12 protein-coding genes are annotated in these 14,479 nt (G+C 60.7%); 5 read left to right on the plus strand and 7 right to left on the minus strand.

Annotation, left to right across the window (positions count from 1 at the left end; genetic code table 11):
- Positions 1-152: 152 nt before the first annotated feature.
- The 5 genes from ntrC to glnA all read right to left on the minus strand — a co-directional run bounded on the left by ntrC (position 153) and on the right by glnA (position 5,665).
- Complete coding sequence (ntrC, locus tag ABE528_RS24080; RefSeq protein ID WP_060484298.1) at positions 153-1,589, minus strand: nitrogen regulation protein NR(I); 1,437 nt, start codon at positions 1,587-1,589, stop codon at positions 153-155.
- The gene (gene glnL, locus ABE528_RS24085; protein WP_152955587.1) at positions 1,586-2,671 is read right to left on the minus strand and encodes a nitrogen regulation protein NR(II); all 1,086 of its coding nucleotides are present in this window, start codon (positions 2,669-2,671) and stop codon (positions 1,586-1,588) included. The genes ntrC and glnL overlap by 4 nt, the downstream gene beginning before the upstream one ends.
- Before the next feature lie 265 nt (positions 2,672-2,936).
- Complete coding sequence (aroQ, locus tag ABE528_RS24090; RefSeq protein WP_346654234.1) at positions 2,937-3,473, minus strand: gamma subclass chorismate mutase AroQ; 537 nt, start codon at positions 3,471-3,473, stop codon at positions 2,937-2,939.
- A 193-nt stretch (positions 3,474-3,666) separates the two neighbouring features.
- On the minus strand, positions 3,667-4,110 hold the full coding sequence (locus ABE528_RS24095) for a cupin domain-containing protein (protein ID WP_346654235.1): 444 nt from the start codon (positions 4,108-4,110) through the stop codon (positions 3,667-3,669).
- 148 nt (positions 4,111-4,258) lie between these two features.
- Positions 4,259-5,665, minus strand: a complete 1,407-nt coding sequence (gene glnA, locus ABE528_RS24100; RefSeq protein WP_103446036.1) for a type I glutamate--ammonia ligase — start codon at positions 5,663-5,665, stop codon at positions 4,259-4,261.
- Between the two features lie 472 nt (positions 5,666-6,137).
- Here glnA and thiI point away from each other — a divergent pair, with 472 nt between their 5' ends.
- The 4 genes from thiI to ABE528_RS24120 all read left to right on the plus strand — a co-directional run bounded on the left by thiI (position 6,138) and on the right by ABE528_RS24120 (position 12,671).
- On the plus strand, positions 6,138-7,592 hold the full coding sequence (gene thiI, locus ABE528_RS24105; RefSeq protein WP_152955590.1) for a tRNA uracil 4-sulfurtransferase ThiI: 1,455 nt from the start codon (positions 6,138-6,140) through the stop codon (positions 7,590-7,592).
- Positions 7,593-7,719: 127 nt separating this feature from the next.
- The gene (typA, locus tag ABE528_RS24110; protein WP_346654236.1) at positions 7,720-9,543 is read left to right on the plus strand and encodes a translational GTPase TypA; all 1,824 of its coding nucleotides are present in this window, start codon (positions 7,720-7,722) and stop codon (positions 9,541-9,543) included.
- A gap of 130 nt (positions 9,544-9,673) precedes the next feature.
- Complete coding sequence (locus ABE528_RS24115) at positions 9,674-11,098, plus strand: PhoPQ-activated protein PqaA family protein (RefSeq protein WP_346654237.1); 1,425 nt, start codon at positions 9,674-9,676, stop codon at positions 11,096-11,098.
- A 148-nt stretch (positions 11,099-11,246) separates the two neighbouring features.
- Positions 11,247-12,671: a PhoPQ-activated protein PqaA family protein gene (locus tag ABE528_RS24120; RefSeq protein ID WP_346654238.1), complete on the plus strand. Its 1,425-nt coding sequence runs from the start codon at positions 11,247-11,249 to the stop codon at positions 12,669-12,671.
- 9 nt (positions 12,672-12,680) lie between these two features.
- Here ABE528_RS24120 and ABE528_RS24125 read toward each other — a convergent pair whose 3' ends face one another.
- Both ABE528_RS24125 and ABE528_RS24130 read right to left on the minus strand, forming a co-directional pair.
- Entirely contained in the window at positions 12,681-12,941 is a 261-nt protein-coding gene (locus ABE528_RS24125) for a DUF3077 domain-containing protein (protein ID WP_346654239.1), read from the minus strand.
- A gap of 40 nt (positions 12,942-12,981) precedes the next feature.
- On the minus strand, positions 12,982-13,263 hold the full coding sequence (locus tag ABE528_RS24130) for a hypothetical protein (protein WP_152955594.1): 282 nt from the start codon (positions 13,261-13,263) through the stop codon (positions 12,982-12,984).
- 520 nt (positions 13,264-13,783) lie between these two features.
- Between ABE528_RS24130 and ABE528_RS24135 the strand changes: the two genes are divergently transcribed.
- Positions 13,784-14,383 carry a hypothetical protein gene (locus tag ABE528_RS24135; protein ID WP_346654240.1) on the plus strand — a complete coding sequence of 200 codons (600 nt, stop codon included), beginning with the start codon at positions 13,784-13,786 and terminating at the stop codon, positions 14,381-14,383.
- The last annotated feature ends 96 nt before the right edge of the window (positions 14,384-14,479 follow it).

Raw genomic sequence — 14,479 nt, forward strand, 5'->3', positions numbered from 1 at the left:
ACCCGGAAATAGGGAGTTTCAGGGCGATTTGGCCGAGTTTTGAGGGGGTTTGTGCCTTCGTGAGGTGCATCGGGCACAGCATCGGTGCACCGGAGGGTAGAAATGGCTGGGGCCGCAAAAGCGGCCCCAGGGGTTTAACGGGTTAACGAGGATCAGTGGTCCTCGCCCTCATCCTCATCCCCGCCGTCCACGTTCATACCCAGTTCCTTGATCTTGCGGGTCAGGGTATTGCGCCCCCAACCCAGCAGTACCGCGGCATCACGCCGGCGCCCGGCAGTGTGCTTCAGTGCAGTCTCGATCATGATCCGTTCGAAGCTGGGCACCGCGCTGTCGAGCAAGTTCGACTGCCCGCGCGCCAAGGCCTGGTCTGCCCACTGGCGCAGCGCCTGCTCCCAGTTGGTCACCGGCGCTGCGTCCTGCGGCAGGTTCAGCAGCTCCGGCGGCAGGTCGCCGATCAGCACTTCGCGGCTGGAGGCCATTACCGTGATCCAGCGGCAGGTGTTCTCCAGCTGGCGCACGTTGCCCGGCCACGGCAGGTTGCGGATGAACTCTTCGGTTTCCGGCTTGAGCAACTTCGGCTCGACGGCCAGCTCCTGGGCGGCACGGCCGAGGAAGTGCCGTGCCAGCGCCGGGATGTCCTCGCGGCGGTCGGCCAGGCGTGGGATATGGATGCGGATCACGTTCAGGCGGTGGAACAAGTCCTCACGGAACTTGCCGGCCGTTACCAGCGACTCCAGGTTCTGGTGGGTCGCCGCAATGATGCGTACATCGACCTTCACCGGCACGTGGCCGCCAACCCGATAGAACTCGCCATCGGCCAAAACCCGCAGCAGGCGGGTCTGGGTATCGGCGGGCATGTCGCCGATCTCGTCGAGGAACAAGGTGCCGCCGTCGGCCTGTTCGAAGCGGCCGCGGCGCAGGTTGGCCGCGCCGGTGAAGGCGCCTTTCTCGTGGCCGAACAGCTCCGACTCCATCAGGTCCTTGGGGATGGCCGCCATGTTCAGGGCGATGAATGGCGATGCGGCACGCGGGCTGTGACGGTGCAGGGCGTGCGCCACCAGCTCTTTACCGGTTCCGGATTCGCCGTTGATCAGTACGGTGATGTTGGAGTGGCTCAGGCGGCCGATGGCACGGAACACCTCCTGCATCGCGGGTGCTTCGCCGATGATTTCCGGGGTGCGGGCCAAGGCCTGCGGCACATCGAGGCCTTGTTGTTCCTGGGCGTGCTGATTGGCACGCTTGACCAGCGACACCGCTTCGTCCACGTCGAACGGCTTGGGCAGGTATTCGAAGGCACCGCCCTGGTAGGACGCCACTGCGCTGTCCAGGTCGGAGTGGGCGGTCATGATGATGACCGGCAGGCGCGGATGCTGTTCGCGGATCTGCGCCAGCAGGTCGAGGCCGCTGGCGCCGGGCATGCGAATGTCGGAAATGATCACATCAGGCTGCTGGCGGGCCAGGCGGCCCATGACGCCATCGGCGCTGTCGAAGCTCTGGGTGGTCATGCCTTCCTGTTGCAGGGCTTTTTCCAGGACCCAGCGGATGGAGCGATCATCATCGACGATCCATACGGTTTCACTTCGGCTCATGAGGCGGTGGCTCCTTGTTCCAAGGGCAGGAAGATCGAGAAGGCGGTGTGCCCTGCGTGGCTTTCACACTCGATCAGGCCCTGGTGCTGGCTGATGATGTTCTGGGTAATGGCCAGGCCGAGCCCGGTACCGTCCGGGCGCCCACTGACCATGGGATAGAAAAGGGTGTCCTGCAGTTCCGCAGGGATGCCCGGGCCGTTGTCGATGATCTCGATACGCGCCGCCAGGCGATGGCGCACGTGGCCAATGGTGAACTGACGCACGGCGCGGCTGCGCAGAGTGATGCGGCCCAGGCGCAGCTCGTTCTGCGAGCTGATCGCCTGCATCGCATTGCGCACGATGTTCAGTACGGCCTGGATCATCTGCTCGCGGTCGATCAACACGTCCGGCAAGCTCGGGTCGTAGTCGCGCACCATAGTGATGCAACCCTGGCTTTCGGCCTCGACCAGGCTGCAGACCCGCTCCAGGACTTCGTGGATGTTGGTCATGGCCAGCGACGGCAACTTGTTCGAGCCGAGCATGCGGTCGACCAGGTTGCGTAGGCGGTCGGCCTCTTCGATGATCACGTTGGTGTAGTCGCGCAGGCCCTCTTCGGGCAGTTCGCGGGCCAGCAGCTGTGCTGCGCCTCGGATACCGCCGAGCGGGTTCTTGATCTCGTGGGCCAGGCCGCGCACCAGCATCTTGGTGGTTTCCTGCTTGCTCAGCTGAGCCTCTTCCTTGGTGATGCGCAGCAGGCGATCACGCGGGTGGACTTCCAGCAGCAGCAAGGTATTGCCCTGGTGCAGGATCGGTGTCACCGCGTAGTCGACGGTGATGGCCTGCCCGGTCAGCGAGGTCAGTTGCGCTTCGCGCTTGGTGAACGGGTGCGCCTGTTCCACGGCCTGGCGCAGCGAATTGAGCGCCTCGGTCGATTCGGTGAACAGTTCACTGATGAACTGCCCGTGGCTGCGCTGGCCACTGACCGCCAGGAGCATTTCCGCAGCCGGGTTCATGTACTCCAGGCGCAGCTCGCTGTTGAGCAGGAGCGTGGCGGTGGTCAGGTTGTCCAGAAGCAGACGGTGCTGTGCATCGCTGATGGTCATAAGGCGTCGTTGACCTCTTTTGGCGCTTGTCAGGCAGGGCACGGCCATGGCCGGGCAGGCGGTGGATCCGCGGATGCCAGTCTCTGCACAGGAAAATGCAAGAAACAAACCAAGGCTCCGAAAAGAAGCGGAATTGCCTGATAAAGACCTGGAATTGCGCTTATTCGGAACAGATTGCCCTGATTTATCGTTCCACGTGACCTGTTTTGGGTTACAGATTGAAGCCCTTGGCGTGCTTATGCACCAATATAGAGCATTGCTGAGGTCAGCGTTCTACGCACAATTGTGCTGTTGCGCGGACCAGAGCCATGTGTCGGAGCGGCTCGCTGGTGTGCCCGGCCAGGGCGTCTGTCAGTTGGCGAGGGCAGTCGTTCAGTGGCTTGCGGTCCAAGTTGCCCAGTTCGAACAGCAATGTCGCCTGCAGCATGTCCAGGCGCGGGCGCAGTTCATCGGCGAGGTTCCGAGCTTGCTGTGGGGGCCGCTTCCCCAGTGCAGTCCAGCGGTCGATCAGGCCGTACTGGACCATCTTGTTGGCTTCGATCTGGTCGGCGAAAAAGGCCGCTGCCCGTTCGGGAGACAAGTCGTAGTCATGCGCTGCAGCTTGAACCTGCTGCAGAACCTCTTGTTCTCGCATCGGGGCCTCGACGGGTACGCCATTGTCCCATTTGTGCACGGCTACTGCGTAGGCCAGGTCCAGGCGCTGCCCGATTGCCGCGAGCAAAGGCTTGAGTTCAGGTTGTGAGGGGGAGCTGCAGCCGAGAAGCGTAATGACGAAGCACAGCACGAAGGGCAGGGGGCGCATGGCAATCTCCTTATTGTCAGAGACTTGATTGTGCGCAGTCAGGAGAGTCTTGCTTGTAGGAAGCATCTGAAAGCGATTGGCGTAAAACAGCTGTAGTACAGCTCGTATTCCAGCGGGTGCACGAAGGCGCGGACCTTGATTTCTTCTTCGCTCTTCAGCTCGATGAAGGCATCCTCGACGGCACAGTTTCATGTCACTGGACTACGCTTCCCGTTGGGCACTCACTGGCGGGGGTGGCGGGAGCAATGCCTGCTGCGCCCGCGTAGAACACCAGCAGTTCGGCGGGTTGCTCAGAGGTATGACCGCGGTGGACGCGATTGACGATTTCCGCCAGCGGTTCACCCGCACGTACTCGGGTGCGCTTGCCGTCGAGGGTTTCTACTTCGATTTCGCCTTTGACCAGGTAACCCATGTTCGGCGCCAGGTGGCAGTGCCACTCGAGTGAGGTGGCGGCTGGGATCTGAATCCTCAGCAGCGACAGTTCAGGTTGGCCGTCGGGATAGCGCATGTAGGGCGTGCCGTCCCAACCATTGGAGGCACGGAGCAAGACGTTGGATGTGAGCGTTGCCGGTTCGGCATCGAGGTTGGCGCAGCCGCTGATCAGCAGCGCAGAGGTCAGTATTGCGAGGATGCGCATGAAAAAAGCACCAGTGGATGAATGAATCGTCCACCCTGCGCAATGGTGATGAGTGAGTCTGTCAGCTGGATCTGTATTGCTTGTACGAAAAAGGGCCTCCCGAAGGAGGCCCTTTTGATCAGGTCATCGGCGCAAGGCGCCAATCAGATCAGCAGCTGTAGTACAGCTCGTATTCCAGCGGGTGCACGAAGGTGCGGACCTTGATTTCTTCTTCGCTCTTCAGCTCGATGAAGGCATCGATGAAGTCGTCGGAGAACACGCCGCCCTTGGTCAGGAACGCACGGCCTTTATCCAGCTCTTCCAGAGCTTCTTTCAGGCTGCCGCAAACTTGCGGGATGTCCTTGGCTTCTTCTGGCGGCAGGTCGTACAGGTTCTTGTCGGCAGCATCGCCTGGGTGGATCTTGTTCTGGATGCCGTCCAGGCCAGCCATCAGCAGGGCTGCGAAGGCCAGGTATGGGTTGGCCGATGGGTCCGGGAAGCGTGCTTCGATACGGCGGGCTTTCGGGCTGCCGACGTAAGGAATACGGATCGAGGCGGAACGGTTGCGAGCCGAGTAGGCCAGCATTACCGGCGCTTCGAAGCCTGGGACCAGACGCTTGTACGAGTTGGTCGACGGGTTGGTGAAGCCGTTCAGGGCCTTACCGTGCTTGATGATACCGCCGATGAAGTACAGGGCGGTGTCGGACAGGCCGGCATAGCCTTCACCGGAGAAGGTGTTCTTGCCGTCTTTCCAGATCGACATATGCACGTGCATGCCCGAGCCGTTGTCGCCGTACAGTGGCTTCGGCATGAAGGTGGCGGTACGGCCGTAAGCGTCGGCAACGTTGTGCACGACGTATTTCAGGGCTTGTACTTCGTCAGCCTTCTTCACCAGGGTGTTGAACTTGACGCCGATTTCGTTCTGGCCGGCAGTCGCCACTTCGTGGTGGTGAACTTCAACGGTCTGGCCCATTTCTTCCAGAGCGTTGCACATGGCGGTACGGATTTCGTGGTCGTGGTCGAACGGCGGAACCGGGAAGTAGCCGCCTTTCACGCCTGGACGGTGGCCTTTGTTGCCGCCTTCCACGTCTGCGTCGGACATCCACGAGCCTTGCTCGGAGAAGATCTTGAACATCGAGCCGGAGATGTCCGACTTGAACTTCACTTCGTCGAAGATGAAGAACTCTGGCTCTGGGCCAGCGAAGACGGTGTCACCGATGCCGGTGCTCTTCAGGTACTCTTCGGCGCGCTTGGCGATCGCACGTGGGTCGCGATCATAGCCCTGCATGCTCGATGGGTCGACGATGTCGCAGGTGATGATCAGGGTCGGTTCTTCGGTGAACGGGTCCAGAACGGCGGTCTCGTCGACCGGCATCAGGATCATGTCGGAAGCTTCGATGCCTTTCCAGCCAGCGATGGAGGAGCCGTCGAACATCTTGCCGACTTCGAAGAAGTCTTCGTCCAGGCCATCACGCGCCGGCATGGTCACGTGATGCTGTACGCCCTTGGTGTCCGTGAAACGCAGATCAATCCACTTGACGTCATGATCTTTGATGAGTTGAACCGACTTCGACATGTTGTCCTCCGGAGGGTCTAGAGCGCGGTGGGCCGCTGCTCTGGAAAAAGGGTGTTGCCGGGCGCGGATAGTCGGCCAAGCGTACCTGCCTCACAAGGGAGCAAATTGCATGCCAGTGCCCGAAAATGGCGAGGGCGGGATAAAAAGGGGCGTTTGCGGGCATTTGCCGGGCTGACGGCGGGTAAAAGTGCACCCTTAGGAGGCAGAAATCCAGTGTAGAGCACCAAATGAGTGCATGGCATGAAAGGTGTGCTTGTTTTGAGGGCCTCATCGCGGATAAATCCGCTCCTACAATGACCGCTCACCTGATTAGGAGCGGATTTATCCGCGATGAGGCCGGCACAGGCACTGCAAATTCTGTCTCCCACATTTATCTCAAAGCTTCTGATCAAAAGTTGGTCAAATCCTGAGCAATTTCCGCTATAATTCGCGCCCCTCATTTTCGGCAGGCCCTGCGCGCGCTGTTAACCCAATGAAACTTATCGTCAAAGTCTTCCCAGAAATCACCATCAAGAGCCGGCCGGTGCGCAAGCGCTTCATCCGCCAGCTCGGCAAGAACATCCGCAACGTGCTCAAGGATCTTGATCCAGAGCTCGCGGTCGATGGTGTCTGGGACAATCTCGAGGTGGTTACCCGCGTCGAAGACGAGAAGGTCCAGCGCGAGATGATCGAGCGCCTCACCTGCACCCCGGGCATCACCCACTTCCTGCAGGTCGATGAGTACCCGCTGGGTGACTTCGACGACATCGTCGCCAAGTGCAAGCACCACTTCGGCCACCTGCTGGCCGGCAAGCGCTTCTCGGTGCGCTGCAAACGCGGCGGCCACCACGACTTCACCTCGATGGACGTCGACCGCTACGTCGGCAGCCAGCTGCGCCAGCAGTGCGGCGCCGCCGGCATCGACCTGAAGACGCCGGAAGTCGTGGTGCGCATGGAAATCCGCGACCAGCGCCTGTATGTGATCCACAACCAGCACAACGGCATCGGCGGCTACCCGTTGGGCGCCCTGGAGCAGACCCTGGTGCTGATGTCCGGTGGTTTCGATTCCACCGTGGCGGCCTACCAGATGATGCGCCGCGGCCTGATGACCCACTTCTGCTTCTTCAACCTCGGCGGCCGTGCCCACGAGCTGGGCGTGATGGAAGTCGCCCACTACCTGTGGAAAAAGTACGGCAGCAGCCAGCGCGTGCTGTTCATCAGCGTGCCGTTCGAAGAAGTGGTCGGCGAGATCCTCAACAAGGTCGACAACAGCTACATGGGCGTGACCCTCAAGCGCATGATGTTGCGCGGTGCCGCGCACATGGCCGAGCGCCTGCAGATCGACGCGCTGGTCACCGGCGAGGCGATTTCCCAGGTCTCCAGCCAGACCCTGCCGAACCTGTCGATCATCGACTCGGCCACCGACAAGCTGGTGCTGCGCCCGTTGCTGGCCAGCCACAAGCAGGACATCATCGACCAGGCGACCGAAATCGGCACCGCCGACTTCGCCAAGCACATGCCGGAATACTGCGGCGTGATCTCGGTGAACCCGACCACCCATGCCAAGCGTCACCGCATGGAGCACGAAGAAAAGCAGTTCGACATGGCCGTACTGGAACGTGCCCTGGAGCGTGCCAAGTTCATCTCCATCGACCATGTGATCGATGAGCTGGGCAAGGACATCGAAGTCGAGGAAGTGGCCGAGGCACTGCCGGGCCAGATCGTCATCGACATTCGTCACCCCGATGCCCAGGAAGACGAACCTCTGGTGCTCGAAGGTATCGAAGTCCAGGCCATGCCGTTCTATGCGATCAACAGCAAGTTCAAGCACCTGGACCCTACGCGCCAGTACTTGCTGTATTGCGACAAAGGTGTGATGAGCCGTTTGCACGCACACCACCTGCTCAGTGAGGGACATGCCAATGTGCGTGTTTATCGTCCGACATAAGACGCCAGGGCTGTATGGCGGCAGCATCCGCCATCGCCCTCCCGACCATCGGGCCCGCTGAGCCTCAAACCGTACATATTCGCCGCCTACACTGGCGGCAACCGAATCCTCTGATCGAGATACAGTTGTGATCGAAAATCTGCGTAACATCGCCATCATCGCCCACGTTGACCATGGTAAAACCACCCTGGTCGACAAACTCCTGCGTCAGTCCGGCACCCTGGAGCGTAACGAGCTCAACGACGAGCGCGTCATGGACTCCAACGACCAGGAAAAAGAGCGCGGTATTACCATTCTGGCGAAAAACACCGCCATCAACTGGAACGGCTACCACATCAACATCGTCGACACCCCCGGCCACGCCGACTTCGGTGGCGAGGTTGAGCGTGTAATGTCGATGGTCGACTCCGTGCTGCTGCTGGTCGACGCCCAGGACGGCCCGATGCCGCAAACCCGCTTCGTGACCAAGAAGGCCTTCGAAGCCGGCCTGAAGCCGATCGTCGTGATCAACAAGGTTGACCGCCCGGGCGCGCGTCCTGACTGGGTTCTGGACCAGATCTTCGACCTGTTCGACAACCTCGGTGCCACCGACGAGCAGCTGGACTTCAAAGTCGTCTACGCCTCGGCCCTGAACGGCATCGCCGGTCTGGACCACACCGCCATGGGCGACGACATGACTGCCCTGTACCAGGCTGTCATCGACCACGTTCCAGCGCCAGCTGTTGACCGTGACGGCCCGTTCCAGATGCAGATCTCCGCACTGGACTACAACAGCTTCCTGGGCGTGATCGGTGTTGGCCGTATTGCCCGTGGTCGCATCAAGCCGAACACCCCGGTTGTCGCCATCGACGCTGACGGCAAGAAGCGTAACGGCCGTATCCTCAAGCTGATGGGCCACCACGGCCTGCACCGCGTCGACGTCGAAGAAGCCCAGGCTGGCGACATCGTCTGCATCAGCGGTTTCGACGAGCTGTTCATCTCCGACACCCTGTGCGACCCGACTGCTGTCGAGGCGATGAAGCCGCTGACCGTTGACGAGCCTACCGTTTCGATGACCTTCCAGGTCAACGACTCGCCGTTCTGCGGCAAGGAAGGCAAGTTCGTCACCAGCCGTAACATCAAGGACCGTCTGGACAAGGAGCTGCTGTACAACGTTGCCCTGCGCGTTGAAGAAACCGACTCCCCAGACAAGTTCAAGGTGTCGGGCCGTGGCGAGCTGCACCTCTCGGTACTGATCGAAACCATGCGTCGCGAAGGCTTCGAACTGGCCCTGGGCCGTCCGGAAGTGATCATCCGTGAAGTCGACGGCGTGAAGCAGGAACCGTTCGAAAACGTTACCATCGACATCCCTGAAGAATCCCAGGGCAAGGTCATGGAAGAGATGGGCCTGCGTAAAGGCGACCTGACCAACATGGTTCCGGATGGCAAGGGCCGTGTACGCCTGGAATACAACATCCCGGCTCGTGGTCTGATCGGTTTCCGTAACCAGTTCCTGACCCTGACCAACGGTGCAGGCATCCTGACTTCGATCTTCGATCGCTACGACACCGTGAAGTCCGGCCACATGTCCGGCCGTCAGAACGGCGTACTGGTTTCGGTCGAAACCGGCAAGGCGCTGACCTACTCGCTGGAAACCCTGCAGGCGCGCGGCAAGCTGTTCGTCGAGCACGGTCAAGAGATCTACAACGGTCAGATCATCGGCCAGAACAGCCGCGACAACGACCTGGGCGTCAACCCTACCAAGGGCAAGAAGCTCGACAACATGCGTGCTTCGGGTAAAGACGAAGTCATCGCCCTGGTTCCGCCAGTTCGCTTCACCCTGGAACAGGCTCTGGAATACATCCAGGAAGACGAGCTGTGCGAAGTAACGCCGAAGTCCATCCGTCTTCGCAAGAAGATCCTGGACGAAAGCGAGCGTACCCGCGCTGCCAAAAAAGCCAAGAACAGCTAAGTTAGTTCAGGCTGAATGAAAACGCCCCCGGTCGAAAGGCCGGGGGCGTTTTTGTTTGTGCGGCATCCGCTGGCGGCCTGTCGAGGTGTTGTCTAGGCTGATGAGCTTTATTTTCAAGGAAGAAGGCTTCATGAATGTTCGCTTGGTATTCGCGAGTGCCTGTCTGATCGCCAGCTTCCATGCCAGCGGCCAGCAGGACTGCGCCGGCCTGCGCCCGCAGGAAGTGGTCAGGTGCTACATCGGCAATGTTCGACAGGCGCCACTGGATGCCCAACTGTTCGAACAGACGTCATCGCCTGACTACAGGTTCCTGGCGTTTCACATGACCTCACAGCAATGGGCGCCGGCCCCGGTCACTGAGCCACGCGAATGGAAGCACGATGTCGAGTTGTACGTGCCGCGCCATGCTGTGCCCGGCAAGGCGTTGCTCGTCGTGAACAACGGCGTGCGCTTTGGTGCTGCGCAGCCCCCGAGCTATACCCGCGAAGTTTTGCGTGAGGTTGCCCTCAAGGCACGCATCGCGGTGGTGATGGTCAGTGATGTGCCGAATCAGGCGCTGACCTTTAGCGACGTCCAGAAACCCCTGCGTGAAGATGAAGCCGTTGCCCATACCTGGGCGCATTCGCTGAATGATCAGGCTGCCGCGCCGGAGCTGCCCTTGCAGGTGCCGATGGCCGCAGCGGCGAGCCGGGCGATGGATCTTGCGCAGGAACAGTTGAAAAAAATCGGGCACAAGGTTGACCGGTTCATCATCACGGGTGGCTCCAAGCGTGGTTGGGGGGCGTGGTTGACGGCGCTGGCCGATGACCGCGTGATGGCCATCGTTCCTAACGTGATCGAGGTGGAGGATACCGCCGCCATGCTGGCCGGCTTGCGTAAGCGCTACGGTGGCCACTGGCCCCTGGCGTTGTTGCCTTACCAGCAGGCGGGAGTCTTGAAGCAGCTGGACAGCCCCGGATTTGCGCGCCTGGCTGCCATGATCGATCCGATGCAGTACCTCAATGAGCCTGGCCAGCGCCTGGCGATCCCCAAGTACCTGATATCCGCCAGTGGCGATGATTTCTTCGCCCCCGACCCGGTTACCGATTACCAGCAGCGCCTGCCGGGGCAGACCAGCCTGAGGGTATTGCCGAATTCGGACCATGCCGGGGTGCGTGAGGCGGTGGTCAGTACGCTGGTGCCTGTGGTGAGGCGCCTGCATGAGGGCGAGCCGCTGCCGAGGGTGCAGCTGATCGCCGATGAGCGCGCGGGAACGATGCAGGTCAGATTTTCCGAGCGGCCATTGACCGTCAAGGTGTGGACGGCCAGCAACAGTCGGGATCGGGATTTCCGCTATGCCTGCGGGGTGCGCTACGTCTCCCAGACGATCAAGCCGAAGCGGCGGCTTACCGTGCAGCGAACTGTACCCAGCGTGGGTTGGCAGGCGCAGTTCATCGAGGCCACCTTCGCTGACGGTTTCATCGCTACCAGCCCGGTCAGTGTCTGGCCGCAGACCTTCCCGGATCATCCGCCAGCAGACCTTGGCGGGGCGTGCCGGAGTGTTCCTGCAGGCTAGGGCCAGCCACGGCAACGGCGGGCCCAGCCGCAGGGTGTAGCTGGAGTCTGAAGGTGTTGTAGGCTGCCTCTTTCAGGGCAGTTCATGCCTTGCGCGGGTGCCATGCCCTGCCTAGCGTGACGTGCTTCATTGAAAAGGAAGTACGCCCATGAAGTATCGATTCGCGCTGGTCATTCCCTGTCTAGTGGCCAGTTTTCATGCCAGTGCCCAGCAGGATTGCAGCGGCCTGCGCCCTCAGGAAATCGTCCACTGCCATATCGGTAATGTGCGACAGGCGCCTGTGGAATCCGTTTTGCTCGAGCACTCTTCCGAGCCTGGCTACGCATTCCGTCGTCTGCAGATGGCTTCGCAGGTGTGGGAGCCCGCCCCGGTGGTGGAGCCGCGTCGGTGGGAACATGATGTCGAGCTGCACATTCCGCGCGATGCAGCGCCCGGCAAAGCCTTGCTGGTGGTGAACAACGGTGTGCGTCACGGGCCGGCACAAACCCCGGACTATTCACGCGAAGCGTTGCGCGAGGTCGCGCTCAAGGCGCGTATCGCTGTCGTCATGATCAGTGATGTACCCAATCAGTACGTGACCTTCAGCGATGGTGACAAGCCAATGCGCGAAGATGATGCCGTGGCTCATACCTGGGCGCACTCGCTGCGTGGGGCTGCGGCGGAACTGCCACTGCATGTGCCGATGGCTGCGGCGGCAAGCCGGGCGATGGACCTGGCCGAGCAGGAGCTGGCAAAGCAAGGGCTCGTGGTGGACAGATTCATCATCACGGGTGCCTCCAAGCGTGGTTGGAGCGCTTGGCTGACGGCATTGGCTGACGAGCGGGTAATGGCCATCGTGCCCAGTGTGATCGACGTGGCAGACACCTCGGACATGCTGGCGGGCTTGCGTAAGCGCTATGGCGGTCATTGGCCCTTGGCGTTGGGTTCGTACCAGCAGGCCGGCGTGTTGCAGCAGCTGGGCACCCCGGCATTCGAGCGGCTGATGGCGATGATGGACCCGATGCAGTACCTGAACGAGGAGGGGCAGCGCCTGGCGATACCCAAGTACCTGGTGTCCGCCAGTGGTGACGACTTCTTCGCGCCTGACCCCGTTACCGATTATCAGCAGCGCCTGCCCGGTGAGACCAGCTTGAGGGTATTGCCGAACTCCGACCATGGTGGCGTGCGACAGGTGGTGGTCAGCACCTTGGTGCCGGCGGTGACGCGCCTGCGTGATGGCAAGCCGCTGCCGAGCGTGCGAGTGTCGGGGGGCGGGCAGCCCGGGCGGATGGCTGTCGAATTCTCCGAGCCTCCCTTGGCAGTGAAGGTATGGACGGCAAGCAACAGCAAGGATCGCGACTTCCGCTATGCCTGCGGGGTGCGCTACCAGTCCGAGACGCTAGTGCCCAGGCAACACTTCACTCTGCAACGAACTGCGCCAGCCACTGGGTGGCAGGCGCAGTTCGTCGAAGCGACGTTCGCTGATGGCTTCATCGCCACCAGCCCAGTCAGCGTGCTGCCGCAGACCTATCCGGAACATCCGCCGACGGATCACGGTGGTGCTTGCCGCAGCTTCCCGGCGGGCAGCGCGTGAGCCGCTGGCTCAGTGCGGCATGCCCAGTTCGGCGTCGTCCAGCAGGGCCTTGGCCAATGCACTGAGGTAATGCGCGGCCCAGATCAGTTGCGGGTCGTTGTCCATCACGGCGGTGAGGGTCAGGTCGCGCACGCAGCCCAGCAGTTCGGAGGCTTGGTCGCGGGCGTCCTGGCAGGGGATGCCTGCGCAGACCTGGAACAGCGGTTGTCTGTGCGCTTCGCCCTGGTAGAAGCAGGTTTTGCCGGGGGTGGTCTGGTTGTTTTCGGTCATTGGTTTCTCTCCCTGAGTCTTGTGGTGGAAGCGGCGAACATCAATGCGTGCTGCCGGCACGCTCCAAGGCGAGCGACAAGGCATCCGCCTGCCCCCAGGCCAACTGCATGGCCCGCAAGCCATTCACCAGCGTCTCCCGCGTGCGGTCATCCTCTATGCCATCGAGGGCGCGGTGGCTGTGGTTGTAGGCGATCATCAGGTAGTGGGTGATGTTGACCACGACGTGGTCGAGGGGGACGAGGTTTTCGCAGATGGCGTGGGTGAGGGTCGTGCCGTCTGGGAGGTCGAAGTGGTGGGGTGGGTCGGGGACGATCTTTTTCATATTGGCACCATGTCGTTCATGTGCCACCCGTCCGTTTCCACACATTGGGGTGACAGCTGTACACGGGGTGGAAAACCAGGCACATGGCAAACCCGGTAGGCCCGAAAGCCTCCCGCGTACAGCTGTCATGACGACAGCAGCCAGTTGAATTGCCGAGGTTTCCACACCTCGATCGCTGAACCGTTCAGCGACCTGGAAAGCCTAGAGAGACGGGTTTCCAGTGACAATCAGACGCGAGTCGACAGGGTTTGTAGGGTATTTCGCGAGGACTGAAGCCGCCAGCCAATACTTGTAGGAATTATCTGCATCAAGAGTGGGAAAGTTTCTTGGTGCATAGATGAACAGTTTTCAGTTGCCTTGGCTGGGAGGTGTATAGCTTCGCTTTTGGGCAGTCTAGAAGACCGATATTTCCAGTGTCGGTTACAGCATGTTTCTTACTACTCAATTACTTACCAAGCTGTCTTTGGCAATGGCCGATGGCCTCAGTACGCTGCCTGCTGGCACTTGATTGAGGCAGAAAATGAAGGGCAAGGGGTGGAAGGATCACTTGGCTCGTGGCCAGATTGAGGTCGCAGGCAGCACATGGAGTCTGCTTCATTTGCGCCCAATATCTCATCACTTGAAGATTCCGGGCCTTGCCGACGAGGGCATGGGGGAAGTAGCGCTGGCGGTCGAGTACTCAAGTCATTGCGTCAGCTATGGCCCCAAGCAAGGTACCGAACTGGACTTCGATCATATGGGGCACGATCACTTGCTGATCGATCATCGGGGCATTCGCCGTGCCTTCTGCCCTAACCGTCACAAGCTGTCAGTTCAGTTGCCTTCGATCATTGCTTCGTTGCCTGAGCGGCAGTGCCTATTTACTGGGCATAGCAACTGGTTGACCATCGAGGGTAATCAGTTCGGGTATCCAGAGGGCAGCCGATATGAGGTGTATTTCAACTTGCGTCGAGACTCGCCCCGTAGCCTCAAACTCCATGTGGAAAGCGCTTATGTGCGTGACCCCGGCCATCCTTCGAATCGGCCTACGGCGCTGAAACGGCACGAAAAGATCAAAGGCTGGTTGCTGATATTGAAGAAACTGAGAAATGAGCCGATTCGACGGCCTGTCAGGCGATAGCAGCCTGTAAAAATACGAAACCCCCAATGAAGGGGGTCGTATCGCGGATGCCCTTAGGGACTGATCCCATCAACCGGCACGGCCGGAACCAGGTGG

This window comes from Pseudomonas sp. TWI628 (genome assembly GCF_039673865.1).
Classification (GTDB): Bacteria; Pseudomonadota; Gammaproteobacteria; order Pseudomonadales; family Pseudomonadaceae; genus Aquipseudomonas.

Coding starts and splice junctions, on each gene's coding strand:
- ntrC (WP_060484298.1), bottom strand. CDS start 1,589: ATGAGCCGAAGTGAAACCGTATGGATCGTCGATGATGATCGCTCCATC.
- glnL (WP_152955587.1), bottom strand. CDS start 2,671: ATGACCATCAGCGATGCACAGCACCGTCTGCTTCTGGACAACCTGACC.
- aroQ (WP_346654234.1), bottom strand. CDS start 3,473: ATGCGCCCCCTGCCCTTCGTGCTGTGCTTCGTCATTACGCTTCTCGGC.
- ABE528_RS24095 (WP_346654235.1), bottom strand. CDS start 4,110: ATGCGCATCCTCGCAATACTGACCTCTGCGCTGCTGATCAGCGGCTGC.
- glnA (WP_103446036.1), bottom strand. CDS start 5,665: ATGTCGAAGTCGGTTCAACTCATCAAAGATCATGACGTCAAGTGGATT.
- thiI (WP_152955590.1), top strand. CDS start 6,138: ATGAAACTTATCGTCAAAGTCTTCCCAGAAATCACCATCAAGAGCCGG.
- ABE528_RS24115 (WP_346654237.1), top strand. CDS start 9,674: ATGAATGTTCGCTTGGTATTCGCGAGTGCCTGTCTGATCGCCAGCTTC.
- ABE528_RS24120 (WP_346654238.1), top strand. CDS start 11,247: ATGAAGTATCGATTCGCGCTGGTCATTCCCTGTCTAGTGGCCAGTTTT.
- ABE528_RS24125 (WP_346654239.1), bottom strand. CDS start 12,941: ATGACCGAAAACAACCAGACCACCCCCGGCAAAACCTGCTTCTACCAG.
- ABE528_RS24130 (WP_152955594.1), bottom strand. CDS start 13,263: ATGAAAAAGATCGTCCCCGACCCACCCCACCACTTCGACCTCCCAGAC.
- ABE528_RS24135 (WP_346654240.1), top strand. CDS start 13,784: ATGAAGGGCAAGGGGTGGAAGGATCACTTGGCTCGTGGCCAGATTGAG.